This window comes from Acidovorax sp. NB1 (assembly GCF_005405905.1).
GTDB lineage: Bacteria > Pseudomonadota > Gammaproteobacteria > Burkholderiales > Burkholderiaceae_C > Acidovorax.
On the sequence record NZ_BJHU01000040.1, the window covers coordinates 50,935 to 76,102 of the forward strand.

Annotated in this window: 24 protein-coding genes; 12 read left to right on the top strand and 12 right to left on the bottom strand. The window is 66.3% G+C overall.

The window, feature by feature from the left end; translation table 11 throughout:
• The first annotated feature begins 124 nt into the window (after positions 1 to 124).
• Positions 125 to 619 carry a heme-binding protein gene (locus AvAM_RS20075; protein WP_137748724.1) on the top strand — a complete coding sequence of 165 codons (495 nt, stop codon included), beginning with the start codon at positions 125 to 127 and terminating at the stop codon, positions 617 to 619.
• 64 nt (positions 620 to 683) lie between these two features.
• The gene (locus AvAM_RS20080; RefSeq protein ID WP_137748725.1) at positions 684 to 1,376 is read left to right on the top strand and encodes an ankyrin repeat domain-containing protein; all 693 of its coding nucleotides are present in this window, start codon (positions 684 to 686) and stop codon (positions 1,374 to 1,376) included.
• Positions 1,377 to 1,538: 162 nt separating this feature from the next.
• On the opposite strand, the gene dbpA is transcribed toward AvAM_RS20080, so the two are convergent.
• On the bottom strand, positions 1,539 to 2,960 hold the full coding sequence (gene dbpA, locus AvAM_RS20085) for an ATP-dependent RNA helicase DbpA (RefSeq protein WP_137748726.1): 1,422 nt from the start codon (positions 2,958 to 2,960) through the stop codon (positions 1,539 to 1,541).
• A 92-nt stretch (positions 2,961 to 3,052) separates the two neighbouring features.
• Between dbpA and AvAM_RS20090 the strand changes: the two genes are divergently transcribed.
• Genes AvAM_RS20090 through AvAM_RS20100 form a run of 3 tightly spaced genes read left to right on the top strand, consistent with a single transcriptional unit; the run spans position 3,053 to position 7,805 of the window.
• Complete coding sequence (locus AvAM_RS20090) at positions 3,053 to 5,116, top strand: bifunctional diguanylate cyclase/phosphodiesterase (protein WP_137748727.1); 2,064 nt, start codon at positions 3,053 to 3,055, stop codon at positions 5,114 to 5,116.
• Between the two features lie 48 nt (positions 5,117 to 5,164).
• A complete protein-coding gene (locus tag AvAM_RS20095; RefSeq protein ID WP_137748728.1) occupies positions 5,165 to 6,646 on the top strand; it encodes an AMP nucleosidase in 1,482 nt (493 codons plus the stop codon).
• A gap of 22 nt (positions 6,647 to 6,668) precedes the next feature.
• Positions 6,669 to 7,805 (top strand): GGDEF domain-containing protein, encoded by a 1,137-nt coding sequence (locus tag AvAM_RS20100; RefSeq protein WP_137748729.1) that lies wholly within the window; start codon positions 6,669 to 6,671, stop codon positions 7,803 to 7,805.
• Between the two features lie 46 nt (positions 7,806 to 7,851).
• Here AvAM_RS20100 and AvAM_RS20105 read toward each other — a convergent pair whose 3' ends face one another.
• Positions 7,852 to 8,523, bottom strand: a complete 672-nt coding sequence (locus tag AvAM_RS20105; protein ID WP_307722885.1) for an FMN-binding negative transcriptional regulator — start codon at positions 8,521 to 8,523, stop codon at positions 7,852 to 7,854.
• A gap of 43 nt (positions 8,524 to 8,566) precedes the next feature.
• Positions 8,567 to 9,364 (bottom strand): AraC family transcriptional regulator, encoded by a 798-nt coding sequence (locus AvAM_RS20110; protein ID WP_137748731.1) that lies wholly within the window; start codon positions 9,362 to 9,364, stop codon positions 8,567 to 8,569.
• 93 nt (positions 9,365 to 9,457) lie between these two features.
• On the opposite strand from AvAM_RS20110, the gene AvAM_RS20115 reads away from it, so the two are divergent.
• Positions 9,458 to 10,399 carry an ATP-binding cassette domain-containing protein gene (locus tag AvAM_RS20115; RefSeq protein WP_137748732.1) on the top strand — a complete coding sequence of 314 codons (942 nt, stop codon included), beginning with the start codon at positions 9,458 to 9,460 and terminating at the stop codon, positions 10,397 to 10,399.
• A gap of 113 nt (positions 10,400 to 10,512) precedes the next feature.
• Here AvAM_RS20115 and purT read toward each other — a convergent pair whose 3' ends face one another.
• Positions 10,513 to 11,715, bottom strand: coding sequence for a formate-dependent phosphoribosylglycinamide formyltransferase (gene purT, locus AvAM_RS20120; RefSeq protein WP_137748733.1), 1,203 nt, complete (start codon positions 11,713 to 11,715; stop codon positions 10,513 to 10,515).
• A 258-nt stretch (positions 11,716 to 11,973) separates the two neighbouring features.
• Between purT and AvAM_RS20125 the strand changes: the two genes are divergently transcribed.
• The 3 genes from AvAM_RS20125 to AvAM_RS20135 all read left to right on the top strand — a co-directional run bounded on the left by AvAM_RS20125 (position 11,974) and on the right by AvAM_RS20135 (position 13,991).
• Positions 11,974 to 12,549: a DUF3455 domain-containing protein gene (locus AvAM_RS20125; RefSeq protein ID WP_137748734.1), complete on the top strand. Its 576-nt coding sequence runs from the start codon at positions 11,974 to 11,976 to the stop codon at positions 12,547 to 12,549.
• Between the two features lie 108 nt (positions 12,550 to 12,657).
• Positions 12,658 to 13,224: a sigma-70 family RNA polymerase sigma factor gene (locus AvAM_RS20130; protein ID WP_137748735.1), complete on the top strand. Its 567-nt coding sequence runs from the start codon at positions 12,658 to 12,660 to the stop codon at positions 13,222 to 13,224.
• A complete protein-coding gene (locus AvAM_RS20135; protein ID WP_137748736.1) occupies positions 13,221 to 13,991 on the top strand; it encodes an anti-sigma factor domain-containing protein in 771 nt (256 codons plus the stop codon). Before AvAM_RS20130 ends, AvAM_RS20135 begins: the two co-directional genes overlap by 4 nt.
• Positions 13,992 to 14,013: 22 nt before the next feature.
• Here the strand turns inward: AvAM_RS20135 and cynS are convergent, their stop codons facing one another.
• The 6 genes from cynS to AvAM_RS20165 all read right to left on the bottom strand — a co-directional run bounded on the left by cynS (position 14,014) and on the right by AvAM_RS20165 (position 19,757).
• The gene (cynS, locus tag AvAM_RS20140) at positions 14,014 to 14,457 is read right to left on the bottom strand and encodes a cyanase (protein WP_008905293.1); all 444 of its coding nucleotides are present in this window, start codon (positions 14,455 to 14,457) and stop codon (positions 14,014 to 14,016) included.
• Between the two features lie 113 nt (positions 14,458 to 14,570).
• On the bottom strand, positions 14,571 to 15,446 hold the full coding sequence (locus tag AvAM_RS20145) for an ABC transporter ATP-binding protein (protein WP_137748737.1): 876 nt from the start codon (positions 15,444 to 15,446) through the stop codon (positions 14,571 to 14,573).
• The gene (gene ntrB / locus AvAM_RS20150; RefSeq protein ID WP_137748738.1) at positions 15,436 to 16,302 is read right to left on the bottom strand and encodes a nitrate ABC transporter permease; all 867 of its coding nucleotides are present in this window, start codon (positions 16,300 to 16,302) and stop codon (positions 15,436 to 15,438) included. The genes AvAM_RS20145 and ntrB overlap by 11 nt, the downstream gene beginning before the upstream one ends.
• Position 16,303: 1 nt before the next feature.
• Positions 16,304 to 17,710: a CmpA/NrtA family ABC transporter substrate-binding protein gene (locus AvAM_RS20155; protein WP_137748739.1), complete on the bottom strand. Its 1,407-nt coding sequence runs from the start codon at positions 17,708 to 17,710 to the stop codon at positions 16,304 to 16,306.
• 146 nt (positions 17,711 to 17,856) lie between these two features.
• Positions 17,857 to 18,552, bottom strand: a complete 696-nt coding sequence (locus tag AvAM_RS20160) for a response regulator transcription factor (protein WP_137748740.1) — start codon at positions 18,550 to 18,552, stop codon at positions 17,857 to 17,859.
• Positions 18,549 to 19,757: a PAS domain-containing sensor histidine kinase gene (locus AvAM_RS20165; protein ID WP_137748741.1), complete on the bottom strand. Its 1,209-nt coding sequence runs from the start codon at positions 19,755 to 19,757 to the stop codon at positions 18,549 to 18,551. The genes AvAM_RS20160 and AvAM_RS20165 overlap by 4 nt, the downstream gene beginning before the upstream one ends.
• A gap of 102 nt (positions 19,758 to 19,859) precedes the next feature.
• Here AvAM_RS20165 and AvAM_RS20170 point away from each other — a divergent pair, with 102 nt between their 5' ends.
• The 3 genes from AvAM_RS20170 to AvAM_RS20180 are packed head-to-tail and all read left to right on the top strand — an operon-like array spanning position 19,860 to position 22,575.
• Positions 19,860 to 20,711 (top strand): ABC transporter permease, encoded by an 852-nt coding sequence (locus tag AvAM_RS20170; protein ID WP_056647348.1) that lies wholly within the window; start codon positions 19,860 to 19,862, stop codon positions 20,709 to 20,711.
• On the top strand, positions 20,708 to 21,226 hold the full coding sequence (locus tag AvAM_RS20175) for a hypothetical protein (RefSeq protein ID WP_137748742.1): 519 nt from the start codon (positions 20,708 to 20,710) through the stop codon (positions 21,224 to 21,226). The genes AvAM_RS20170 and AvAM_RS20175 overlap by 4 nt, the downstream gene beginning before the upstream one ends.
• Positions 21,223 to 22,575, top strand: a complete 1,353-nt coding sequence (locus AvAM_RS20180) for a GAF domain-containing protein (protein ID WP_137748881.1) — start codon at positions 21,223 to 21,225, stop codon at positions 22,573 to 22,575. Before AvAM_RS20175 ends, AvAM_RS20180 begins: the two co-directional genes overlap by 4 nt.
• A 3-nt stretch (positions 22,576 to 22,578) precedes the next feature.
• Here AvAM_RS20180 and AvAM_RS20185 read toward each other — a convergent pair whose 3' ends face one another.
• Complete coding sequence (locus AvAM_RS20185; RefSeq protein ID WP_137748743.1) at positions 22,579 to 23,316, bottom strand: hypothetical protein; 738 nt, start codon at positions 23,314 to 23,316, stop codon at positions 22,579 to 22,581.
• 189 nt (positions 23,317 to 23,505) lie between these two features.
• A complete protein-coding gene (locus AvAM_RS20190) occupies positions 23,506 to 25,095 on the bottom strand; it encodes a GMC family oxidoreductase (protein WP_137748744.1) in 1,590 nt (529 codons plus the stop codon).
• Positions 25,096 to 25,168 lie beyond the last annotated feature (73 nt).

The window sequence follows — 25,168 nt, forward strand, 5'->3', positions numbered from 1 at the left end:
GCCTTCCGTAGTTCTACGGAGCCCCGCGCGTAGCCGCCCGAATGGCTGAAAACGGCGGCAATTTTTACAGTTCTCCCACGGCGCCACAACGGGTGGCACCGACGCAAAAACACCGGAGAACACCATGCAAAACCGCCTCGCCACCGCCGCCGCCCTCACCCTGTCCCTGATCGCCACCGCCGCCAGCGCCGAAGGCGTACGCACCGAGAAAAACATGTCGCTGGACCTGGCCACGCAGATCGCCGCCCAGACCGTGGCCACCTGCACTGCTAACGGCTACGCCGTGACGGCCACCGTGGTGGACCGCGCAGGCACCGTGCGCGCCGTGCACCGCGCCGACAACGCGGGCCCCCACACGCTGGAAGCCAGCCGCCTCAAGGCCTACACCTCGGCATCGGCCAAGAACAACACGCTGGCCATGATGGAAGGCGCGCAGAAGAACCCTGCTGCCGCCAATCTGGTCAACATCCCCGGCTACCTGCTGCTGGGCGGCGGCGTGCCCGTGAAGGTGGGCAACGAGGTGATTGGCGCTGTGGGCGTGGGCGGTGCGCCCGGCGGCCACCTGGACGAGCAATGCGCCGTGGCGGGCATCGCCAAGGTTGCGGACCTGCTGAAGTAACCGAGCGCAGTCACCGCTAACAGCTCACCGCCCTCACCCGCAACGCACGCCATCGGAGGCACCCATGAAGCCCTGGAACCTTGTTTTCGCCCTGGCCGCAGCGCTGGCCTGCGCCACCCCGGCCCAGGCCCAGATGCCTCCCTCGGCGGCTGAAACAGCGGCCTACCAGGGCCTGCATGCGGCTGCGGCGCGGGGCGATGTGCCCAAGCTAACCCAACTGATCGCAGCACGGGCCGATGTGAATGCCCGCGATGGCTACGGCCGCACGCCGCTGCATGTGGCCACCTTTGCCCGGCAGGCCGACGCGATCCGCGCCCTGGCCCAATCGGGCGCCGACCTGAACGCGCTGGAGAACGACCGCTACGACGCCATCACCATTGCCGCCGTGGCCGATGACGAGGCCACGCTGCGCCTGCTGCTGCAACTGGGCGCCAGCGCCCAACAGGTGACCAGCCGCTACGACGGCACGGCCCTGATCGCCGCCGCCCACCTGGGGCACGACGGCGTGGTGCGCCAGCTGATCGCGGCCGGAGCGCCGCTGGACCATGTGAACAACCTGCACTGGACGGCGCTCATCGAATCCATCGTGCTGGGCAATGGCGGCCCGCGCCACCAGGCCACGCTGCAGGCCCTGCTCAAGGCCGGCGCCAGCCAGGCCCTGACCGACCGCCAAGGCAACACGCCCCTGCAGCTGGCGCGCCAGCGCGGCTACAGCGCCATGGTGCAGATGCTGCAGACGGCTAGCGCGGCCAAATGAAGTGTCCGGGTTGGCGAGGGTGTCGCTTTGCCCGCAGGGCCTAACCCGACACGCCCCCGGGCGCGTCCAGCCCACCGGTCAACCGCTGTGTTGAGCGCCCCACCCAATCAGTATCAAATTAATAGCTACTTGCGCTTACTGGATGCGCGGAAACGGCCAATTTCATTCGAAATTTTCTTCGTTACCCGACACCAGCCGCGCTTTCACGCTCTTGCCTTTGACGCGCCCGCTGTTGAGCCGCTGCACGGCCTGGGCGCCAATCGCGCGGTCCACCGCGACGTAGGTGGAAAAGTCGTTCACATTGATCTTGCCGACCTGCTCGCGGGTGTAGCCCATGTCGCCGGTCAGCGCGCCCAGCACGTCGCCCGCGCGGATCTTCTCCTTGCGGCCGCCGATGATCTGGAGGGTGACCATGGGCGGCACCAGCGGGCCGCTGCCCGTGGGCGTGAGGTCCGCCAGCGGGAACCAGCGCGATTCGCGGCCCTGCAGTTGCTCGATCTTGCCCACGCTGCCCATTTCGTCCAGGCTGGCCAAGTTCAGCGCCAGGCCTTCGGCGTCGCCCCGGCCGGTGCGGCCGATGCGGTGGATGTGCACCTCGGGGTCGGGCGTCACGTCCACGTTGATGACGGCGGCCAGGTTGGCAATGTCCAGGCCCCGCGCGGCCACGTCGGTGGCCACCAGCACCGAGCAACTGCGATTGGCGAACTGCACCAGCACCTGGTCGCGCTCGCGCTGTTCCAGCTCGCCAAACAGCGCCAGCGCGCTGAAGCCCTGGGCCTGCAGCACCGCCACCAGGTCGCGGCACTGCTGCTTGGTGTTGCAAAACGCGATGGACGAGTCGGGCCGGAAGTGGTTGAGCAACTGCGACACCCCATGCAGGCGTTCGCTGTTCTTCACCTCGTACCAGCGCTGCTCGATCTTGCCTTCGGCATGCTGGGCCTGCACCGTGATCTGCTCGGGCGACTTCATGAACTGCGCACTGAGCTTGGCGATGCCTTCGGGGTAGGTGGCCGAGAACAGCAGGGTCTGCCGCTCTTTGGGGCATTGGCGCGCCACGGTCACGATGTCGTCAAAGAAGCCCATGTCCAGCATGCGATCGGCTTCGTCCAGCACCAGGGTGTTGAGCGCTTCCAGCGTGAGGTGCTGGCGCTCCAGGTGATCCATCACGCGGCCGGGCGTGCCCACCACGATGTGGGCGCCGTGCTCCAGGCTCAGCATCTGGCCCCGCAGCGGCACACCGCCGCACAGGGTCACGACCTTGATGTTTTCTTCGGCACGCGCCAGGCGGCGGATTTCGGTGGTCACCTGGTCGGCCAGCTCACGCGTGGGGCACAGCACCAGGGCCTGCACGGCAAACCGGCGGGGGTTCAGGTTGGCCAGCAGGGCCAGGGCAAACGCGGCCGTCTTGCCGCTGCCGGTGCTGGCCTGGGCGATCAGGTCCTTGCCCAGCAGCGCAGGCGGCAGGCTGGCCGCCTGGATCGGGGTCATGCTCGTGTAGCCCAGCTGCTGCAGGTTGGCCAGCATGGCGGGGCTCAGGGCCAGCGCACTGAAATCGGTGCTGGCGGGGGTTTCTTTGGAGGTCATGGCCCGATTATCCGGCCCGGGGTATCCGGGCAATTACCTTACGCTCCGTCAGGGGTATAGGCTATAACCATCAGACACGCACCGAGTGGGACATGCCAGATTCATCCAACGCAGCCAACGCCCCGGGCCAGGGAGGCTCCAGCGACTCGCTGCTGCGCCTGATTGCCGACTCGGTGCCGGCGCTGATGGCCTACTACGACGTTCCCGGCCTGCGCTGCCAGTTTGCCAACCAGGGCTACGCCGCCTACAACGGCCACAGCACCGAGTCCATCCTGGGCCTGACCGTGCAGGAGGCCATTGGCGACAAGGCTTGGCAGGCCATCGAGCCGCATGTGAAGCGTTCCACGCTGGGGGAACGCGTCAAATACACCCGCGAGCAGACCCTGCCCAACGGCGAGGTGCGAATGATCGAGGTCAACCTGATCCCGCATTTTGGCGACGCGGGGCAACAGCTCGGCTCCTTCGTGCTCATCACCGACATCACCGAACGCTGGCGCGCAGAACGCGAGGTGCGCCAGAGCGAAGAGCGCATGCGCAAGTTCACCGAGGCCACGGACGAGGCCATCGTGTTCCACCGCGACGGCCTGATCACCGACGGCAACGAGGCGCTGTACCGGCTCACGGGCTATGCCTTGCACGAGGTGCTGGGCTTGTCGATCTTCAATTTCATCAGCCCCGAATGGCGCGCCACGGCACTCGAATACACCCGCAGCGGCCGCGAAGACCCCTACGAAGTCACCATCCGCCACAAGGACGGCCACGCCATTCCGGTCGAGGTGGTCGGCAAGACCATGCCGCTGCACCATGCGGACTACCGCATCGTGGTGGTGCGCGACATCACCGCACGCAAGCAGGCGCAGGAGCGCGAGGCCTTCATCGCGCTGCACGACACCCTCACGCAGTTGCCCAACCGGCATTTCCTGATGGAGCAGCTGTCGCAGGTGCTGTCGCTCGCGCGCAGGCGCCACGGCTGTGCGGCTGTGCTGTTTGTGAACCTGGACCATTTCAAGACCGTGAACGACTCGCTGGGCCACCACGCGGGCGACCAGTTGCTGCGCAACGTGGCTGAGCGCCTGCGCCAGGGCGTGCGCGATGCCGATGTGGTGGCCCGGCTGGGCGGCGACGAGTTTGTGGTGGTGCTGACCGATGTGCAGAACCAGGACGACGTGGCCATGGTGGCCGACAAGCTGCTGGACTCCATGCACGGGGTGTTCACGGTAGACCAGCTGCCGCTCACCATCTCGCCCTCCATCGGCATCAGCCTGTTTCCGGACCACGGCGGCAGCGCCGATGTGCTTCTGCGCTGCGCCGATGCGGCCATGCACCACGCCAAGGAAAGCGGGCGCGGCAACCGCCAGTTCTACGTCTCCAGCATGGACGCCAGTGCCCTGGACGTGCTGCAGCAAGAGCGCCAGCTGCGCGAGGCCATTGCCCACAATCACTTCGTTCTGCACTACCAGCCCCAGATTTGCCTGGCCGACGGCACGCTGCAAGGCCTGGAGGCGCTGGTGCGCTGGCGCCACCCCGAACGGGGACTGGTGGGCCCGGACGAGTTCATCACCTTCTCGGAGTCGCGCGGGCTCATCACCCCCATCGGCCGCTGGGTGATGCGCGAGGCCTGCCGCCAGCTCAAGGCCTGGCAGGACCAGGGCCTGGCCCTGGTGCCCATGGCCGTGAACTTCTCGGCCCTCGAATTCCGTCAGCGCGACGTGGCCGCCGAAATCGCAGCCGTTCTGCTCGAAACAGGCCTTGCCCCTAAATACCTGGAGATCGAGCTGACGGAGTCCGTGCTCATGCACCAGACCGGCCAGGTGCTGGGCACCCTCAACGCCCTCAAGGCTTTGGGTGTAGGCATCTCCATCGACGATTTCGGCACGGGGTATTCATCACTGGCCTACCTCAAGCGCTACCCCATCGACAAGCTCAAGATCGACCGCTCCTTCGTGGCCGACACACCCGGCAACTCCGACGACGTGGCCATCGTCACCGCTATCATCCAGATGGGCCGCAGCCTGCAGCTCAAAACCGTGGCCGAAGGGGTGGAAACACAGGCACAGATTGACTTGCTGGCAGGGCTGGGTTGTGACTTGATCCAGGGGTTTGTGGTGTCGCCCCCCCTGGACGCCGAGGCCACGGAGCGCTGGCTGCGCCGGTAAGCGCGCTTTTCGTCCGATTTTGTCGTCTGGCTTGTGGACAATAGGGGAATGCCCCTCATCCCCGACTTCATCGCCCCGACCCGCCACACCGACCCGGCCGATGCGCTGGCCCAGGTGCAGCGCATCTACCAGCAACAAATTGGCCACCTGCGCGACGCCATGCAGCGTTTTGTGGCGGGCGAGACGCCCGAGGGCCCGGTGCGCGCCTTCTACCCGTTCGTGCGGGTGCACACCACCACGGTAGCGCGGGCCGACACCAAGCTGGCCTACGGTTTTGTGGAGGGCCCCGGGCGCTATGAGACGACGCTGACCCGGCCCGACCTGTTTGCCAATTACTACGCCGAGCAGTTCCGCCTGCTGCGCGCCAGCCACAACGTGGAGCTGGAAGTAGGCACCAGCACCCACCCGATCCCCATCCACTTCTCGTTTGCCGAACACGACCACATCGAAGGCACGCTGACCCAGGCCCGCCGCATGCTCATGCGCGACGTGTTCGACCTGCCCGACCTGGCCGCCATGGACGACGGCATCGCCAACGGCACCTGGCAGGCCGCGCCCGGCGAGGCGCAGCCGCTGTCGCTGTTCACCGCGCCGCGCGTGGACTACTCGCTGCACCGCCTGCGCCACTACACGGGCACGGCGCCCGAGTGGTTCCAGAACTTTGTGCTGTTCACCAACTACCAGTTCTACATCGACGAATTCGTGCGCCTGGGCCACGCCGAGATGGCCAAGCCCGACAGCGAATACATCGCCTTCATCGAACCCGGCAACGTGGTCACGCGCCGCGTGGGCCTGAGCGCCGAGGCCGGCGACGAGCTGGGCGCCGCCCCACCCCGCCTGCCGCAGATGCCCGCCTACCACCTGGTGCGCAAGGACGCGAGCGGCATCACCATGGTCAACATCGGCGTGGGCCCCGCCAACGCCAAGACCATCACCGACCACATCGCCGTGCTGCGCCCGCACGCCTGGATGATGCTGGGCCACTGCGCGGGCCTGCGCAACAGCCAGCAGCTGGGCGACTACGTGCTGGCCCACGCCTATGTGCGCGAAGACCATGTGCTGGACGAAGACCTGCCACTGTGGGTGCCCATCCCGGCGCTGGCCGAGATCCAGTTGGCGCTGCAGCAGGCCGTGGCCGATATCACGCAGATCAGCGGCGCAGACCTGAAGCGCGTGATGCGCACCGGCACCGTGGCCAGCACCGACAACCGTAACTGGGAGCTGCTGCCCGACAACACGCCCCAGCGCCGCTTCAGCCAGAGCCGCGCCGTGGCGCTGGACATGGAAAGCGCCACCATTGCGGCCAACGGCTTCCGCTTTCGTGTGCCCTATGGCACCCTGCTGTGTGTGAGCGACAAGCCCCTGCATGGCGAGATCAAGCTGCCCGGCATGGCCAACCACTTCTACCGCGAGCGTGTGGACCAGCACTTGCGCATCGGCATGCGTGCCATCGAAATCCTGCGCAACGGCGGCGTGGACCGCCTGCACAGCCGCAAGCTGCGCAGCTTTGCCGAGGTCGCTTTTCAGTAAACCGCCCCCGGGGCCGCCGCGAATGCCACTGGATTTCCTCACCCTGATGACGGTCATGGCGGCCAACCTGTTCATGATCTCGGCCGCGCTGCCGCTGATCATGGGCCGGGACGTGGGCCGCGCAGCGCGCAACATGCAGGCCAGCATGCTGCTGCAGGCGGTGGCCTGGGCGGCCATCATCGCCTCGTCCTCTCTGTGGGACCAGACCCTCTCCACCCTGTCGATCGCCTGCAATGCGGCCGCGCAGTGGATGCTGTACCGCGCGCTGGAGGAATGGCTGGGCCCCCGCCCCTTGCGCCGCGTGCTGCTGGCGCTGGTGATTGCCGCGCCGCTGGGCTACACGCTGGGCTTTGGTCACTACGCCTGGCGCGTGGGCTGGGCCAACTTTCTGATGGCTGCCATCTTGTGCATCGTGGCGCGCGCCACCCTGGCGCCTGTGGTCGCGTCCAACCTGCGCTGGCGCAGCCTGCTGCTGGGCTGCCTGCTCACTTCGGCCGCCTTCACACTGGCGCGCGGCATGTTGGGCGCCTTTACCGACCAGTACCCGAGCTTTCGCACGCCCCACCCCGTGAACCTTGCCGCAGCCATGGCCACCAACGTGAGCCTGGTGCTGGGCACTGTGGCACTGCTGGTCGCGTGGCGCGCCGAGGCCGAACAAAAACTGCGCACCCTGGCCATGACCGATGGCCTCACGGGCCTTCTCAACCAGCGCAGCTTTGCCCAGCAGGGCACCAGCCTGCTGGCCCACGCTGCCCGCCACCAGCTGCCCGTGACGGCATTGATGCTGGACGTGGACCACTTCAAGCAGATCAACGACACCCGGGGGCACGAAGCGGGCGACCGTGCGCTGCAGCTGTTTGCACGGCTGCTTGGCGACACCTGCCGCAGCGGCGACCTGATCGGACGGCTGGGTGGCGAGGAGTTTGGCGTGCTGCTGCTGCACAACAGCGCCCCGGCCGGCATGGCGTTTGATCGGCGACTGCGCCGGCGGCTGCATGCCGCGAGCGTGGCCGAACTGGGCTTTGCGCTGGACTACAGCGCCGGGCTGGCAACACCCGAGCTTGGCGAAACCGATCTGGCGGCGCTGATGGCACGGGCAGACCGTGCGCTGTACGAAGCCAAGGCGGCAGGCCGGGGGCGGCTGGTGGCAGCCAGCTGACAACACTCGCCAGCATCCTGCCCCCCTGAGAACCTGTTCTGAGGGCCTACGGAACGATCATCGCCCCCACATCACGCGCCGCACCGGCAGGCTCCAGAAGAAGGTGTTTGACCAGACTGTGTCTATCTTCAGGTGTGCGCTGCTGTGACAGAAATCGCTTGCCACTCAGGTGCTCGATATCGATCTCAAACCCCACCAGTCGGCGGGCTGCGTCTTCCACAAACGAAGGGGACGCATCCTGCAAAGACCAGGGCAACGTGCGGCGCTCTTCTTGTGAACGGGTGAGTGCCTGTAGATGGGCATGCATCCACTGGCTGTCGTCTGTGAAGCGAATCGCACCACGCGCTTGCACCGCCGCATAGTTCCAGCTCGGGGCAAGGCGCCCGCTCCGCTGGCCGCTGACGTACCAGCGCGGTGAAATATAGGCGTTGGGGCTCTGAAAAACCACAAGCACCTGCCCGCCGTCACGCAGTGACCGGTGCAACGTGTGCTCACGAGCGACATGCCCTTTCAATTGACCGCAGACGCCGTGCGCCACCCACTCCAGTGGCAGCAAGTTGGCCTCCAGCCCCTGCTCTGTTGTGGCCACCACAGTGGCAAGCGGGTAGGCACGCATGAGGCGGTGGCACTCGCCAGAGTCTTCTGGCTGAAAAAGGGGTTGGGTATACATAGACGGACCGAAGATGCCTGTTGCACATGCAGGCGCAGTCTGGCCCATCTGCCGAGAGGTGTCTTGAACAGTTCGGACACGCTCAAGCGGGCTACGGTGCCAGGCGGACCAGGGGCGCTGGCGTTGGCACCGCAGGTGTGAAACCGCCAAATCGCCGGAATTCCCGGGTCATATGGGATTGGTCTGCATACCCTGCAGCGATGGCGACCTCGCCAATCGATGCGGTGCCGGTGACCAGCAGAGCCATAGCGCGCTGAAAACGCAATATGCCTGCCAGAGTGCGCAAGGGCAGGCCCACGACCGCCATCATGTCGCGGCGTAGCGTGCGGGCAGAGGGTAGCCCCCAGGAAGTGACCACTCCCTCGCCTTCGGTATCACGTTGCATGCAGTCAAGGACGTGAAGCACCCGACCATGGGCTGGCGCTGCGCGCGCACGCGACGCCAGCGCCCCAGCCACGGAGCGCAAGGCACTCTCCACACCGAGCAACGTGTTTTGCACGAGGATCTCCCGCGCCAGGAGGCCCAGACACCGCTCCACCTCGCTGCCGACCACCGTGCGATTACGCACCGCGCTCGGCGCAATGCCCAGGCACGCACCGCCCCAACCGATATGAAACCGCACTCCGAGAATGACCGTCTGCGGGCGAAGCGCAACCACTGTAGGCGTCTGTGTCGGCCCCGCAATCACCAGCAAGACGGGTTTTGCAATGCCTTGCGGCGTCACCGCGCAGTGCACCACCAGATCCATTCGCCCGTCTGGCAACACCAGTTGCCGCCCTTCGACCAGTGGGGTGTAGCACCACACAGCCTCTATTTTTTCGGCGTCCAGCGTGTCCAGGGGCAATTCGGCATAGCCAGCAATCGACCGGATGGATGGGTTTGTGTCCATAGCCGCTCAAGGCTAGCACCTGGCGGCGCCAGCGCATATAACGAGCAGCTATCCAAAAATACTGGCGGTCATGGATTCGCACACAATCAACCCATGACCGCACTTTTTGAAGCCCTGCACCTGCGCAAGCGCTACGGCGAGACCACCGTGGTGGATGACGTGTCGTTTGCCATTGCCCCCGGCGAATGCCTGGGAGTCATCGGTCCCAACGGCGCTGGCAAGACCACCACCATCCGCATGTGCCTGGGCCTCACGGCGCCCGATGGGGGGGCCGTGCATTTCACGCCCACACCTGGCACGCCGCCCCTGCACATGCCACGCGACGCACTGGCCATCAAGGCGCAGCTGGGCGTGGTCACACAGTTCGACACGCTGGACCCGGACTTCACCTGCGCCGAGAACCTGCGTGTGTTTGGCCGCTACTTTGGCCTCAAGGGCGCGGTGATGGGCGAGCGCGTGCCGCAGTTGCTGGAGTTTGCGGCGCTGTCCCACAAGGCCGATGCCAAGCCCGGCGAGCTGTCTGGCGGCATGAAGCGGCGCCTGTCGCTGGCGCGGGCCCTGGTCAACAACCCGCGCCTGCTGCTGCTGGACGAACCCACCACCGGCCTGGACCCGCAGGCGCGCCACCTGATGTGGGAGCGGCTGCAACTGCTGCTGCAGCAAGGCAAGTCCATCCTGCTGACCACCCACTTCATGGACGAGGCCGAGCGCCTGTGCTCGCGCCTGCTGGTGCTGGACCATGGCAAAAAAATCGCCGAAGGCCGCCCGCGCGAGCTGATCGCACAGCACCTGGAGCCCGATGTGGTGGAAGTGTTTGGCGTGGGCGCCAAGGCCCTGGCGGGAGACGCCGCACTGCGCGCACTGGCGGCGCGTGTAGAGATCAGCGGCGAGACGGTGTTCTTCTACACCCAGAACGCCCAGCCGCTGCTGCAGGCCCTGGGCCAGCATGGGCACCTGCGCACCTTGCACCGGCCCGCAAATCTGGAAGACCTGTTCCTCAAACTCACAGGCCGCCAGATCCGCGAGGATGGCTGAGCGCTGGTGACTGCTGGCGTGCCGCCAACTGGCAGCGCCAGCCGAAAACGCTATTAAAACGATAGCTTAAATCGCTTGCCTATCAGGCGGAGAAGGCCATTTTTACTTGAGGTTTATGCCTGCCGGGGCGTGACCTTGCCCGCCGCGAGCTTGGCGTTGCGGCGCGCGGTGTCCACATCTTCGGCACGCGCCAGCGCCACGCCCATGCGGCGCTTGGCAAAACTCTCGGGCTTGCCGAACAGGCGCAGGTCGGTGCCCGGCACACGCAGCGCCTCATCCACGCCGTCGAACACAATGCCCTGGGCCTCCACACCGCCGTAGATGACGGCGCTGGCACCGGGGTTGCGCAGGCTGGTGTCCACCGGCAGGCCCAGAATGGCGCGGGCGTGCAGCTCAAACTCGCTCTGGTGCTGGGTGCACAAGGTGACCAGGCCGGTGTCGTGCGGGCGTGGGCTGACTTCGCTGAACCAGACGTTCTCGCCCTTCACAAACAGCTCCACGCCGAACAGGCCCTGGCCGCCCAGGTTGTCGGTCACGGCCTTGGCGATCTGGCGCGACTTCTCCAGCGCGGCGGGGTGCATGGGGTGGGGCTGCCAGCTTTCCACATAGTCGCCGCTGACCTGCACATGGCCGATGGGGTCGCAGAAGCTGGTGACGATCTGACCGTCCGCCCCCACTGAACGCACGGTGAGCTGCGTGATCTCGTAGTCAAAGTCGATGAAGCCCTCGACGATCACGCGGCCGTGGCTCACGCGGCCGCCGGCCATGGCGTAGTCCCAGGCCTTGGCCACATCGGCCGGGCCGTCGATCTTGCTTTGGCCTTTGCCGGAGCTGCTCATCACGGGCTTGACGATGCAGGGGTAGCCGATGCCTGCATCAATCGCGGCCTGCAACTCTTCGAGCGAATTGCAGAACTTGTACGGGCTGGTCGGCAGGCCCAGCGTTTCGGCCGCCAGCACGCGGATGCCTTCGCGGTCCATGGTCAAACGTGCGGCACGGGCTGTGGGGATCACACGCACGGATCCCGCAGCTTCCAGCTCTTCGAGCATGGGGGTGGCGATGGCTTCGATCTCGGGCACCACCAGGTGGGGCCGTTCGGCTTCGATCAGCGCCTTGAGTTGGGCCGGGTCGCTCATGGTGATGGTGCGCGCGTGGTGCGCCACCTGCTGGCCGGGGGCGTTGTCGTAGCGGTCTACCGCAATGGTTTCCACACCCAGGCGCTGCAGCGCGATCAGCACCTCCTTGCCCAGCTCGCCCGAGCCCAGCAGCATGACTTTGGTGGCATGGGGGGACAAAGGGGTTCCGAGGGTGGTCATGGGCTGCTTTCTGCAAAGGTTGTCAAAGAGAGAGGGAGACGACTGTAATCCAACCCGGCACGGAACCCGCCCCCGTAGCCATGCCCCATGGCGGCCTTCCTGGGCGTGCGGACCACGGCATCAAAGCTGGGAGTGGTTGCACGCCAAATATTTTTTGCATCCACTGCATCCAAACGGCGTTTTCGTGGGTAGTACCTCCAGCAGCGCCTCTTGTTGCTGCTTGCTGTCCTATCAACCCATCAACCAGAAAGAAACGCCATGACCTTCCACACGTCCAAATTCTCCCGCCTGCTCCCCGTGACGGGTGCGGTCGCTGCCTCCGTGCTGCTCAGCGCCTGCGGCTCCATGATGTCGTCGCCCAAGCCGATGTTCTCGCAAGACAGCCTGCCCGACAGCATCAAGGTGCCTGCTGGCAACAAGGTGGCGATGGAAACCGTGGGCGTGGGCGAGATCACCTACGAATGCCGCGACAAGGCCAACATGCCGGGCCAGACCGAATGGGTGTTTGTGGGCCCCAAGGCCGTGCTGAATGACCGCAGCGGCAAACAAGTGGGCACCTACTACGGCCCACCCGCTACCTGGGAGTCGAACGACGGTTCCAAGCTGACAGCCACCCAGCTGGCCGTGGCGCCATCGGGCACGGGCAACTTGCCCTACCAGCTCGTCAAGGCCAACCCCGCCATGGGCTCCGGCGCCATGACTGGCGTGACCTTCATCCAGCGCGTGGCCTTGAAGGGCGGCGTGGCACCTGCTGCCGCCTGCATCCCCGCCAACAAGGGCGAGCGCCAGATCGTGAAGTACCAGGCCGACTACATCTTCTGGAAGGCCGCGTAAACCACGCGCACGCAATCCCCTGCGCAGCGGGGGCTACCACCGGGGCGGTGACGGGTTTGCGGCTACGATGCGCCCACCTTTCAGCCACTGCCCCGCTGCCCGCACACCGTGCCCGACACCCCTGGCGATTTTGACTACGAAGCCGCTCTGGCCGCCTGCGCGGCCGGCGACCGGCAGGCCATGCACCGCCTGTACCAACAGGAGGGCGCGCGGCTGCTGGGCGTGGCGCTGCGCATCGTGCGCCAGCGCGCACTGGCCGAAGACATCGTGCACGATGCCTGCATCAATATCTGGACGCGTGCCGCCAGCTACGACGCGAGCCGAGGCAGCGCACGTGGGTGGATCTACAGCGTGGTGCGTAACCTGGCCCTGAACGCCGTGCGCGACGGCAGCCGCCACGTGGATGTGGACGACACCACCACCCAAGCCCTGGAGGCCGACATGTCTGTGCAGGCCCACCACGAGGTGGAGGAAACCTTTGAACTCAACGCTAGCCTGGGTCGCCTGCAGAATTGCCTGGAAGCCCTGGACCCGGCGCGCCGCAGCTGCGTGCTGCACGCCTATGTGGACGGCTGCTCGCACGGCGAAATTGCCGAGCGCCTGGGCGCACCGCTCGGCACCGTGAAAGCGTGGATACGGCGCAGCCTGGTATCGCTGCGGGAGTGCATGGCATGACCGACCTGCGCAACACACCGCCTACGCCCTCGCCGGACGACCTGCATGTTCTGGCCGGCGAGTACGTGCTGGGCACCCTGCCTGCTGCCGAGCGCCAGGCCGTGCAGCGACGTCTGGCCGGTGACAAGGCACTGCAACAGGCGGTGGCCGAGTGGGAAGCCCGCCTGCTGCCGCTGACCCAGCTGGTGGAGCCCATTGCACCGCCCGCCGCCTTGTGGGCGCGCATCGATCAATCGCTGCAAGCAGCCAGCCTGCAGCACGCTGCGACACCCGTTGCCGCGCCACTCCGTGCAAAAGCCGAGCGCAAGCCGTCTGTGCGCTGGTGGGACCACCTGGGCCTGTGGCGCGCCCTCGCCGGCTCGGGCTTTGCCATGGCGGCGGTGCTCGCGGCTGTGCTCGTCACGCGCACCGCGCCCGTGGCCGCGCCGCCGCAGTTCATGGTGGTGCTGGTCGCGCCGCAAGACAAGGCCCCGGGTTGGGTCGTGCAGGCCAGCTCCCCCCAGCAGATCAGCCTGATTCCGCTGGGCGTGGCCGAAGTGCCCGCCGACAAGGCCCTGGAGTTCTGGACCAAGGCCGATGGCTGGAGCGGCCCCGTGTCGCTGGGCCTGGTGCAGCCCGGTCAGCCCCTGCAGATCCCGCTGGACAAGCTGCCGCCGCTGCAGCCCAACCAGTTGTTCGAGCTGACGCTGGAGCCGCCGACAGGCTCGCCGATTGGCAAACCCACAGGCCCCATCCAGTTCATCGGCCGCGCCGTCAAGGTGCTGTGACGAACACGGCCTGGGCCCGACTTCAGTACTGTTTGTAGGGCAGGAACTTGCCCGACAGGACCACATTCACGCGGTCTCCATTGGGATTGGCCTCGCGCTGGATGTCCATGCTGAAGTCGATGGCGCTCATGATGCCGTCGCCAAACTCTTCGTGGATCAGTTCCTTGATGGTGGTGCCGTACACGCTCACCACCTCGTACCAGCGGTAGATCAGCGGGTCCGTGGGCACGGGCGTGGGCAGCGAGCCCTTGTAGGGAACCACTTGCAGCCACTTCTGCTCCTCGGCCGTGAGGCCAAAAATCTTGCCGACGATCTTGGCTTGCTCGGGCGTGGCGGTCATCTGGCCCAGGCACAGGGCGGTGGTCCATTCCTTGGACTGGCCGACCTTCTTGGCTATGGCCTCCCACTGCAGGCCCTTGGCGACCTTGGTGCTGATGATCTTTTCGGTAACGTCGTTGCGGTTCATGGTGATGGCTCCTTCGGTTGGATGGGTTTTGGAACGGGGAACAGGAACTTCAGGGTGCAGCCCTCCCTGTCGCCCACAAGGGGCAACACGAAAGGGCTTGGCTGCTCAGGAATTCAGTGGGCTTTGGCGCGTGTCACCAGGAAGTCCACGATGTGGTTGCGCAGCGCGTAGTAGCCGTCCAGGTGGTGCAGGCTGGTGCGCGTGCGCTCGCGCGGTAGCGGGTTGACCACCACCTCGGCGATGCCACCAGGGCGATAGCCCTCGGGCGTCTCGTTGCCGTTGCTCATGAGCAGGATGCGGTCAGCCAGCAAAATGGCCTCGTCCACATCGTGCGTGATCATGAACACCGTCTGCTGCGTCTGGCGCACGATGGTCATCAACTCGTCCTGGATGGTGCCGCGTGTGAGGGCGTCCAGTGCGCCAAAAGGCTCGTCCAGCAGCAGCATCTTGGGCTGGATGGAGAACGCGCGCGCAATGCCCACGCGCTGCTTCATGCCGCCCGATAGCTGAGAAGGCTGCTTGTCGATGGCAGGGCTCAGGCCTACCAGCGCCACAAACCTCTCCACATGCGCATCGACCTGGGCCTTCTTCCAGTCGGGCCAGCGCGACTTCACAGCGAAAGCGATGTTCTGGCGCACCGTGAGCCAGGGCATGAGCGCGTGGCTCTGGAACACCACGCCCCGGTCCAGGCTGGGGCCGGCGACCTCGCGCCCGTCCATGATGACGGTGCCCGAGGTGGCGGTGTCCAGCCCCGCCAGCACGTTAAGGATGGTGGTCTTGCCGCAGCCCGAGTGGCCGATGATGCAGACGAACTCGCCCTTGTCGAGCGTGAACGACACGTCGGCAAACACGGGTTTGGCGGGTACAAAGGCTTTGCTCAGCCGGTCGATCTGGAGGAAGCCTTGGGTCACGGCAAAGGCCTTTCGTTGCGGTGCGTCAGTGGCAAGAGGGGCTGGAACAGCCGGGCGCTGGGCAACATCACTCCACATAGGTCACCACCTTCTGCAGCTGGCCAAACGCCAGGTCGAGCAACATGCCCACCACGCCGATCACCAGGATGGCGAAGATCACGTTGGTGAGCGACAGGTTGTTCCACTCGTTCCACACGAAGTAGCCGATGCCTGTGCCGCCCACCAGCATCTCGGCTGCCACAATCACCAGCCACGCAATGCCCATGCTGATGCGCATGCCCGTGAGGATGGTGGGCGCTGCGGCAGGCAGGATCACCAGGAAGGCCTTGCGCAGCGGGTTCACCTCCAGCGTGGCTGACACGTTGAGCCAGTCGCGCTTGACCGAGGCCACGCCAAACGCCGTGTTCACCAGCATGGGCCACACCGAGCAGATGAAGATCACGAAGATGCCCGAGATGGATGAGTCCTTGATGGTGTAGAGCGCGAGCGGCATCCACGCCAGCGGGCTGATGGGCTTGAGCACCTGGATGAACGGATCGAACGCGCGGCGCAGCAGCGGCGACATGCCGATGATGAAACCGAGCGGGATGGCCACCAGGCAGGCCAGGCCAAAACCCAGCGCCACGCGGCCCAGCGAGTGCGCCAGCTGGATGGCGATGCCCTTGTCGTTGGGACCGTTGTCGTAGAACGGGTTGGACAGGTGGCCCCACACTGTGCTGCCCATGGCGCCCAGCGTGGGGAACCCGCCGCTCTTGGGTGCGCCCGGGTCCTTGCCCATCATCTTGGCGTACTCGATCTGCTCGACCGTCATGCCTGCGGTGCCGCTGCTGGCGCCCGAGGGCGCCGTGGCGATGTACCAGATGCCCAGCAGCGTGAGGAAGATGAGCACGGACAGCAGGCCCGCGCGCAGGTTGAGGTTCTTGGCGGCAGTCATGTCATGCCGCCTTACCGATGGGGAAGCTCTTGGCATATTCGGCCGCCTTGGTGGCATCGAACTCGCGCCCCATGATCTTGAACTTGGGGTACGCGCCGTCGGGCACCTTCTGGTCCAGCGCCTTCATGTGCTTCTTCGCGTCGGTGAGCAAGAACACCTGCTCGGCGATCTGCTGGTAGTTCACATCGCCCTTGACGTAGCCCCAGCGCTGCATCTGCGTGAGCATCCACACCGCCATGCTCTGCCAGGGCATGGGGTCGAAGTCGGCACGGTCGGGCACCGACTGGATCTTGCCCAGCCCATCGGCAAAGCGGCCCGTGAGCACCTGCGTGAGCACGGTCTCGGGCTGGTTGAGGTATTGCGCGGGCGCAATCACCTTGGCGATCAGCTCGCGGTTTTCGGGCTTGCGCGCCATGGCGGCCGACGTGAGCACGGCGCGGTACAACGCGGCAAACGTGTTGGGGTTCTGCTGGATGAATTCCGCACTGGTGCCGAACGCGCAGCAGGGGTGGCCATCCCACAGCTCCTTGGTCAGGATGTGCAAAAAGCCGATCTCCTCATACACTGCGCGCTGGTTGAACGGGTCGGGGCCCAGGTAGCCGTCGATGTTGCCCGCGCGCAAATTGGCCACCATCTCGGGCGGTGGCACCACGCGGATCTGGATGTCGGTATCGGGGTTCAGTCCGTGCTCTGCCACGTAGTAGCGCAGCAAAAAGTTGTGCATGCTGAACTCGAACGGCACAGCAAACTTGAAGCCCTTCCACTGCTTGGGATCGCGCTTGTCCTTGTGCTTGTTGGCCAGCGTGATCGCCTGCCCGTTGGTGTTCTGGATGGTCGCCACCTTCATCGGCACGGCGTTGGAACCCACCCCCATCGAGATCGCCAGCGGCATGGGGCTCAAGAAGTGCGTGGCGTCGTACTCCTTGTTCATCATCTTGTCGCGGATCAGCGCCCAGCCCGCCGTCTTGGTGACTTCGACATTCAGGCCCTGCTTGCTGTAGAAACCCAGCGGGTGGGCCATGATCAGCGGGGTGGCGCAGGTGATCGGGATGAAGCCGATCTTGAGGTTGGTCTTCTCCAGCGCGCCCTGTTTCTCTTGCGCCATGGCCTGCAGGCTGGCCACGGGCAACACGCTGGCAATGGCCGCCATGGCTGTGCCCTTGCCCACGACCTTGATGAAGCGGCGGCGCACCGCGTCTTGCGGAAACAGCGCCTTGACCAGCGTGGCTTCGATGAACTCGTTGCTGTACAGCTCGAACTCGCGGGTCTCGCTGCGCTGGCGCAAGTTGGCTGCAGCAGCATCAGCCGAGGCCTCGGCATGGTGGTCAGCCACCGTGTGGTCGCGGCCACAGCTGCATTTCAGCATCAAGGGGCGGTCGGCATCGTAGGGCGAGAAGAATTCAGACATGGCACACCTCGAAGAAGTTGGTGCCAGGCGTTACGCAAAGCGCGGGCCAGTTTTTGCCGGTGCCGGCCCGCTGTCATGAATTCGTGGGTGTGGTGTCTACAGCGTGTAGGGCCAGCACTACAAATCGGGCATGCAGCGCCCGCAAATCACTCGGCAGGTGCGCCGCGCGCCAGCAGCGCCAGCTCCACGTCGTTGCGCGCGCCGGTCTTTTCGAGGATGCGGGCGCGGTAGGTGCTCACCGTGTTGGGCGCGAGCTTGAGCTGCGCACCAATTTCGCTCACGCTCTGCCCGGCCGTGAGCAGACGGAACACTTGGTGCTCTCGGAATGAAAGCGCATCCACCCCCGCGGGCGCGCCCTGCTGGGCGGCGCGCACCACGCCGGTGCGCTCCACCGCGCCCGCCAGCGCTTGCGCCGTGGCCTCTGTCAGGTAGCGGCCGCCCGCCGCCACCTTGCGCACGGCCGCCACCATGTCGTCGGGGTCGGCGCTTTTGTGCAGATAGCCCGCTGCGCCCATCTGGATACAGCGCACCGCATATTGCCGCTCGGGGTAGGTGCTGAGCATCAGCACCGGCAGCACAGGCCAGGCCTTGCGCAACGCCTGCAGCACTTCGAGGCCATCCATGCCCGGCATGGCGATGTCCAGCAGCACCAGGTCTACGCCCAGCGCACCCGTGGGCCCCTGCAGCGCCGTGACTTGATCCAGCACCTCGCTGCCCTGGGTGGCTTCGGCCACCACGGCGATCTCGGGCGTGCCGTTGGCGGGGTCGCCCAGCACCTGCTTGAGCCCCTCCCGCACGATGCGGTGGTCATCCCCGATCAATACGCGAACCACGGAATTCATGACAGCTCCAGAGGAATCAGCAATTGCAGGCACGAGCCCTGCCCCGGCTCGCTGGTGATGCTCAGCTGGCCACCCAGCTGCCGTGCTCGCTCGCGCATGCCCATCACCCCATAGGCGGTGGGCGCCTCCAGCGCCTGGCGGGTGGCGCCCACGCCGTTGTCGCGCACACGCAGTTGCAGCACATCGTCCTGCACGTCGATGGCAATGTCGATGGCGCTGGCCTGCGCGTGGCGGCCCACATTGCTCAGCATCTCCTGGAAGATGCGGAACACGGCGATGGCGGCGGGCTCGGGCAAGTGCAGGGTGGCGGGTACGTCCATGTGCCACGCCAGCTCCAGCTCGGCAGACTGCACAAACTCCTGCGCCTGCCACTCCAGCGCCGCCCACAGGCCCTGGTGGTCCAGGATGCTGGGGCGCAGGTCGGTGATGATGCGGCCCACGTTGTCCACGGCGTTTTCGATCAGGCGGCTCATGTTCTGGCATTTGCACCGCATCTGGGTGCGCATGTCGCCCGCGGCCTCGGGCGTGCGCTCACCCTGCTCGCCCAGGCGCTTGTGCAGCCAGTTGACATCCATCTTCAGCGCCACCAGCAGGCTGCCCAGCTCATCGTGCACCTCGCGGGCGATGCGGGTGCGTTCGTCCTCCCGCACCTGCTCTGAGTAGGCGGACAGCTCCCGCAGCTGCGCCAGCGCCTGCGACAGCTCCTGGGTGCGCGCGGCCACGCGGCGCTCCAGCTCGTCATTGGCGCGGGCCAGGTCGTCGTGCGCGCGCTGCAGTTCGTCGGCGGCGCGCTTGCGGCTGGTGATGTCCACAAACGCGATCACAGCGCCGTGCACCTGCTCGCCCTCCAGGATGGGGTGGCTGGAATACTCCACGGCAAACGCCGAACCGTCTTGGCGCCAGAACACCTCGGTGTCCACCCGGCAGGGCAGGCCCTGGCGGAAGGCGTTGAAGATGGGGCAGTCGCTGTCGGCGTAAGGGCTGCCGTCAGGGTGGCTGTGGTGGGTGAGCGCGTGCATGTTGCGCCCCATCACCTCTTCGGCCGCAAAGCCCAGCATCTGTGCGCCCGCCCGGTTGATGAACACGCAGTTGCCGGCCAGGTCGATGCCGAACACGCCCTCCCCCGTGGACTCCAGCAGCAGCCCGAGGCGGTTTTGCCAGAGGGCGCTGGCACCGGCAGGCAGGTTCAGGACATGAGTGGGCATGGCGTTGCTCAAGCAATGGGCGTGCCCAGCTGGCGGGACGACCCACCCAGGCAGGCACGCCAGGGGCTGTGCGTCCGCCCGCCAACATCGCACAATAAGCGGATGCAAACCGTTACCCCGTCCTCCGTGGCCTCTGTGGCCCCGCCCCCGCCGTCGGTGTGGCGCCCGCCCAGCCTGTCCGTGCGCTGGTGGCCCGTGTTCATGCGCAACCTGCTGGTTTGGCGCAAGCTGGCCATCCCCAGCCTGGTGGGCAACATTGCCGAACCGCTGATGTGGCTGGTGGCCTTTGGGTACGGCATGGGGGCACTGGTGGGGCAGGTGAATGTGGGCGGCGCAGCGGGCGACACCAAGGTGCCCTACATCCTGTTCCTGGCCAGTGGCTCGATCTGCATGAGCGCGATGAACGCGGCCAGCTTTGAGGCGCTGTACTCGGCCTTCTCGCGCATGCATGTGCAAAAGACCTGGGACGGCATCATGAACGCGCCGGTGAGCCTGGACGACGTGGTGCTGGCCGAGATGCTGTGGGCGGCGTTCAAGGCGCTGTTCACCGTCACGGCCATCCTGGGCGTGATGCTGGCCCTGGGGATCAGCCACAGCCCCAAGCTGCTGGTGGCCTGGCCGGTGCTGCTGTTCGTGGGCATCATGTTCTCCAGCATTGCGCTCATCTTCAATGCGCTGGCCAAGGGGTATGACTTCTTCACTTACTACTTCACGCTGGTGCTCACGCCCATGATGTTTCTCTCGGGCGTGTTCTTCCCGCGCGAGCAGCTGCCGCCCATCGTGCGCGCCATCTCCGACTGGCTGCCGCTGACCAACGCGGTCGAGCTGGTGCGCCCGCTGTTCATGGACCAGTGGCCCGCCCACCCCCTGCGCCATGGCCTGGTGCTGGTGGTGACCACCGTGGTGGCCTTCTGGGTGGCCCTGGCCCTGACACGCAAGCGCTTCAAGGCATGACCACCGTGCTGCTCGGCCCTAGCCATATCGCCATGGTGGCCAAGGGCGTATCGGCCATCGTGGCGTCCCGCGATGCGGCCCTGCGCCCGAGCATCATGCGGGCGGTGGGCAGTCACATCAGCGGCGATGGGCAGGAGGTCACGGTGTACCTGCGACGCAGCCAGTCCGAGCAGTTGCTGCAGGACATTGCGCACACCGGCGAGATTGCCGTGGTCTTCAGCGTTCCGTCCACCCACCAGACGCTGCAGCTCAAGGCCCGCCGGGCCACGCAGCGCCCGGCCCATGACGGCGACTTGCCCGTGTTGCAGGCCTACCTGCAGTCCATGGTGCAGGAGGTGGGCCAGGTCGGCTACGGGCCGCAGTATGTGGGCGCCATGCTGGCAGCGCCGCTGCACGATGTGGTGGCCGTGAGCTTCACGCCCACCAGCGCGTTCGACCAGACACCGGGCCCGCGCGCTGGCGCGGAGTTGTGTTCGCCGCCGACGTCACCCTCACCACCTACGCCGCAGCCATGAGCACCGCAGCGCCGTCCCTGCACAGCATCCGCCCCTGCCTGGAGGGTGCGATTCCCGCCATCATGGCCACCTGCGACCCCGACGGCACGCCCAACGTGGCCTACATCTCGCAGGTGGTCTATGTGGATGCGGCGCATGTAGCGCTGTCGTTCCAGTTCTTCAACAAGACCCGCCAGAACATCCTGCGTAACCCGCGCGCGTCGGTGCTGGTGCTGAACCCGCTCACCGCCCATTTCTACCGCCTGCACCTGCTGTATGAACGCACCGAGGACAGCGGCCCGGTGTTCGAGAGCATGCGCGCACAACTGGCGGGCATTGCGTCGCATGCGGGCATGGCCGAGGTGTTTGAACTCAAGGGGGCCGACATCTACGCCGTGGAGCGCATCGAATCGGTAGCGGGCGAAGGCCTGCCAGCACCCGCGCCGCGCTCCGGGCTCTTGCACACGCTGCGCCTGTGCAGCGAAGGCATCGCGCGCTGCACGGGGCTGGACGAATTGCTGCAAGGCGCGCTGCAGGGCCTGCAGGACAAACTGGGCATCGAGCACGCCATGGTGCTGATGCTGGACGCCAGCGCCCAGCAGCTCTACACGGTGGCCAGCTGCGGCTACGCCACATCAGGGGTGGGCTCCGAGATCCGCCTGGGCCAGGGCGTGATCGGCATGGCCGCGCGCGAGCGCACGCCGGTGCGCATCAGCCACATGACGCACGCCGCCCTGTACAGCCACGCCATCCGCGAGAGCATGGACGCGCATGCCGCGCCCGATGCGCCCCCGCTGCGCGGCATGGACATCCCCTACCCCGGCTTGCCCGAACCGCACAGCCAGGTGGCAGTGCCGCTGATGTCGGCTGGGCGCCTGCTGGGCGTGCTGTTTGCCGAGAGCCCCGAGGACATGCGCTTTGGCTTCGAGGATGAGGACCTGCTGGTGGCCATTGCAGGCCAGCTGGCCGCCGCCATCGACCTGCTGCAGGCCGCGCCCGATGCGCCCGAGCCGCTGCCTACTCCTACAGCAGCACCGCCAGTAAGCGGCAGCGCGCTGCGGGTGCGCCACTTTGCGGCCAACGAGAGCGTGTTCATCAACGACGACTACCTGATCAAGGGCGTGGCGGGCGCCATTGTGTGGAAGCTGCTGCGCGACCACCAGCACACCGGGCGCGTGGACTTCACCAACCGCGAACTGCGGCTGGACCCCGCCCTGCGCCTGCCCGATGTGGCCGACAACCTGGAGGCCCGCCTGCTATTGCTGCAGCGCCGCCTGCAGGAGAACTGCCCACACATCCACATCGAAAAAACAGGGCGCGGGCGCTTTCGGCTGTGCGTGCTGCGCCCTGTAGTGCTGGAAGACGCCTGAGCCTCAGTGCACCAGACCCGGCACCACCGGCAGGCCCAGGCTGCGCATCAGCTTGGTCCACTCGGGCTGCGTGAGGTGCGGCTGCGCCTGCGCCAGCACTGCGGCCAGCACAGGGGCAGGCGCATGTTGCTGCATGTCCGACAGCATGGCCGTGCGCTCGGCGGGTGACATGTAGGGCACCATCCAGCGGGCCACCACCATCATTTCGTGCGGGGGGATCGAGGCCACCAGCGCATCGTGCACGCCCGCCAATTCGGCGTCGGTGTAGCACTGCCAGAGCACGCGGTTGTGGGCAGTCTCTTCCTCGTGCATGTGCTCGAAGTTGTGCGCCACAAACAGCGCCAGCTGGCGGTACAGGGCCAGGGTGGCGGCCGGGCGTGCGGGCTTGGCGCAGGCAATCAGGTGGTTCACCCCGTCAGCCAGGGCCGTGATGGCCTGTTCGTGCTCCACATGTTCACCAGCAATGCTCTGGCTGGAGCCGGGCCGGCGCGCCTCCATGGCGGCGTGCACAAACTGGTTCTCGTGGTGCAGGTGCGCGCGGCACAGGTCCAGCAGCTGCATCACGCGGTCGCAGGTCTGGGCAAACTCCAGGTCGTCGTCCACATCCATGCGGCCCAGGCCCAGCAGCGTGTCGGCCATGAAGGCGCGCAGCGCCTTGTGGATGCTGGCGTACATGTCCATGCGGGGGGCAGCGGGCTGGGCTTGGGTCAGTGCGGCAATTTCGCGGGAGTCAATCTTCATGTGCTTCTTTCATGGCCTCGTGGGGCCTCTCAACACCCTGCTTTTGGGGTGCCGGGCCGGGTGCACCATGCACCCGCTTCCATGAAAAGAAGTCTAGGAACGCGCGACCTTTTTGCCTGTTAAAAACTCCTTAAGCAGACCTTCCGCGAACCTTAAAAACCGCGTTCAGCGCCGCAAATGTGAATTCCTTCACACCCGCGCACGCAGCAGGTCCACCGCTTTTTCCGCAATCATCACCGTGGGCGCGTTGGTGTTGCCACTCACGATGCGCGGCATGATGGACGCGTCCACCACGCGCAGGCCCGAGAGGCCATGCACACGCAGTTCGGCATCCACCACGTCCATGGGCCCGGGGCCCATGCGGCAGGTGCCAACGGGGTGGTAGATGGTGTCGGCGTACTGGCGGATGAACTGCTCGATCTCGGCATCGCTGCGCGCACTGGCCGAGGCCGCCAGCTCCTTGGCGCCGAACTTCGCGAGCGCTGGTTGCGACAGGATGGCGCGGGTCTGCTTGAAGCCACGCACCATGCGCGCCATGTCGTCCGGGTCAGCCAGGAAGTTCGGATCCACCAATGGCAAGGCCATGGGGTCCCGGCTGGCCAGCGTGACCGCGCCCCGGCTCTTGGGCTGCAGCAGGCACACATGGGCCGAGTAGCCGTGGCCGAACACGGTCTTGCGGCCATGGTCCACCAGCTTGCCGATCACAAAGTGCAATTGCAGATCGGGCGCAGCCTCGTACGGATCGCTCTTGATGAAGCCGCCCGCCTCGGCGAAGTTGGTGGTCAACATGCCGGTGCGGTGCTTGCGCCATTCGATGATGCCGCGCACGGTCTGCGCCATGCCCGACAACGAGAGGCCGAACAGGTCCTTGAGCTCAGGGGCGTCCAGCACCTGCACCACATCGGGGTGGTCGTGAAGATGCTGGCCCACGCCGGGCAGGTCGTGCAGCACCGGGATGCCGTGTTGCTGCAAATGCGCGGCAGGCCCCACGCCCGACAGCATCAGCAGTTGCGGCGACAGCAGCGCGCCCGCACTCAGCAGCACCTCGCGCCCGGCGCGGACCTGCTTGATCGCGCCACCCTGGCGATATTCCACACCCACGGCGCGCGTGCCGTCGAACAGGATGCGCGTGGCATGCGCACCGGTAATGACCTGCAGGTTGGGCCGCGCCAGGTGGGGCGTGAGGTAGCCCTTGGCCGCGCTGTGGCGCTCGCCGTTCTTGTGCGTGACCTGGTACAAGCCCACGCCTTCCTGCGTGGCGCCATTGAAGTCGGTGTTGTGCGGGTGCCCGGCCTGCACACCTGCGTCGGTGAAATACTGGCTGAACCGGTTGGGCGCACGCAGATCCGCCACGTTGAAGGGGCCGCCCCGGCCGTGCCAGTCGTTGGCCCCGCGCTCGTTGTTCTCGGCGCGCAGAAAGTACGGCTTCACATCTTCCCAGCCCCAGCCCGGGTTGCCCTGCGCGGCCCAGTGGTCGTAGTCCGCATGCTGGCCCCGGATGTAGACCATGGCGTTGATGGAACTGGAGCCCCCCAGCACCTTGCCACGGGGTTGGTAGCCGCGCCGGTTGTTCAGCGCCGCCTGCGGAGTGGTATTGAAGCCCCAGCCGTTCAGCTCGAACTTGGCCATCACGGCCAGCCCGGCCGGGCAGTGGATGAGCACGCTGTTGTCGGCAGGCCCCGCCTCCAACAGGCACACGCGCACGGCGGGGTTCTCTGTCAGGCGGCCAGCCAGCACGGAGCCTGCCGAGCCGCCGCCGATCACGATGTAGTCGAACATGTTGTGGTGTCTCCTCCGCCATGCTGCGCAGCGGCTTGTTGGTTCAGGTTTGACGCACGATAACCGAACGGTC

What these genes read in the sequence shown, in the direction of transcription:
- AvAM_RS20075 (WP_137748724.1), top strand. Translation starts at nt 125, where the DNA reads ATGCAAAACCGCCTCGCCACCGCCGCCGCCCTCACCCTGTCCCTGATC.
- AvAM_RS20080 (WP_137748725.1), top strand. Translation starts at nt 684, where the DNA reads ATGAAGCCCTGGAACCTTGTTTTCGCCCTGGCCGCAGCGCTGGCCTGC.
- dbpA (WP_137748726.1), bottom strand. Translation starts at nt 2,960, where the DNA reads ATGACCTCCAAAGAAACCCCCGCCAGCACCGATTTCAGTGCGCTGGCC.
- AvAM_RS20090 (WP_137748727.1), top strand. Translation starts at nt 3,053, where the DNA reads ATGCCAGATTCATCCAACGCAGCCAACGCCCCGGGCCAGGGAGGCTCC.
- AvAM_RS20095 (WP_137748728.1), top strand. Translation starts at nt 5,165, where the DNA reads ATGCCCCTCATCCCCGACTTCATCGCCCCGACCCGCCACACCGACCCG.
- AvAM_RS20100 (WP_137748729.1), top strand. Translation starts at nt 6,669, where the DNA reads ATGCCACTGGATTTCCTCACCCTGATGACGGTCATGGCGGCCAACCTG.
- AvAM_RS20105 (WP_307722885.1), bottom strand. Translation starts at nt 8,523, where the DNA reads ATGGGCCAGACTGCGCCTGCATGTGCAACAGGCATCTTCGGTCCGTCT.
- AvAM_RS20110 (WP_137748731.1), bottom strand. Translation starts at nt 9,364, where the DNA reads ATGGACACAAACCCATCCATCCGGTCGATTGCTGGCTATGCCGAATTG.
- AvAM_RS20115 (WP_137748732.1), top strand. Translation starts at nt 9,458, where the DNA reads ATGACCGCACTTTTTGAAGCCCTGCACCTGCGCAAGCGCTACGGCGAG.
- purT (WP_137748733.1), bottom strand. Translation starts at nt 11,715, where the DNA reads ATGACCACCCTCGGAACCCCTTTGTCCCCCCATGCCACCAAAGTCATG.
- AvAM_RS20125 (WP_137748734.1), top strand. Translation starts at nt 11,974, where the DNA reads ATGACCTTCCACACGTCCAAATTCTCCCGCCTGCTCCCCGTGACGGGT.
- AvAM_RS20135 (WP_137748736.1), top strand. Translation starts at nt 13,221, where the DNA reads ATGACCGACCTGCGCAACACACCGCCTACGCCCTCGCCGGACGACCTG.
- cynS (WP_008905293.1), bottom strand. Translation starts at nt 14,457, where the DNA reads ATGAACCGCAACGACGTTACCGAAAAGATCATCAGCACCAAGGTCGCC.
- AvAM_RS20145 (WP_137748737.1), bottom strand. Translation starts at nt 15,446, where the DNA reads ATGTGGAGTGATGTTGCCCAGCGCCCGGCTGTTCCAGCCCCTCTTGCC.
- ntrB (WP_137748738.1), bottom strand. Translation starts at nt 16,302, where the DNA reads ATGACTGCCGCCAAGAACCTCAACCTGCGCGCGGGCCTGCTGTCCGTG.
- AvAM_RS20155 (WP_137748739.1), bottom strand. Translation starts at nt 17,710, where the DNA reads ATGTCTGAATTCTTCTCGCCCTACGATGCCGACCGCCCCTTGATGCTG.
- AvAM_RS20160 (WP_137748740.1), bottom strand. Translation starts at nt 18,552, where the DNA reads ATGAATTCCGTGGTTCGCGTATTGATCGGGGATGACCACCGCATCGTG.
- AvAM_RS20165 (WP_137748741.1), bottom strand. Translation starts at nt 19,757, where the DNA reads ATGCCCACTCATGTCCTGAACCTGCCTGCCGGTGCCAGCGCCCTCTGG.
- AvAM_RS20170 (WP_056647348.1), top strand. Translation starts at nt 19,860, where the DNA reads ATGCAAACCGTTACCCCGTCCTCCGTGGCCTCTGTGGCCCCGCCCCCG.
- AvAM_RS20175 (WP_137748742.1), top strand. Translation starts at nt 20,708, where the DNA reads ATGACCACCGTGCTGCTCGGCCCTAGCCATATCGCCATGGTGGCCAAG.
- AvAM_RS20180 (WP_137748881.1), top strand. Translation starts at nt 21,223, where the DNA reads ATGAGCACCGCAGCGCCGTCCCTGCACAGCATCCGCCCCTGCCTGGAG.
- AvAM_RS20185 (WP_137748743.1), bottom strand. Translation starts at nt 23,316, where the DNA reads ATGAAGATTGACTCCCGCGAAATTGCCGCACTGACCCAAGCCCAGCCC.
- AvAM_RS20190 (WP_137748744.1), bottom strand. Translation starts at nt 25,095, where the DNA reads ATGTTCGACTACATCGTGATCGGCGGCGGCTCGGCAGGCTCCGTGCTG.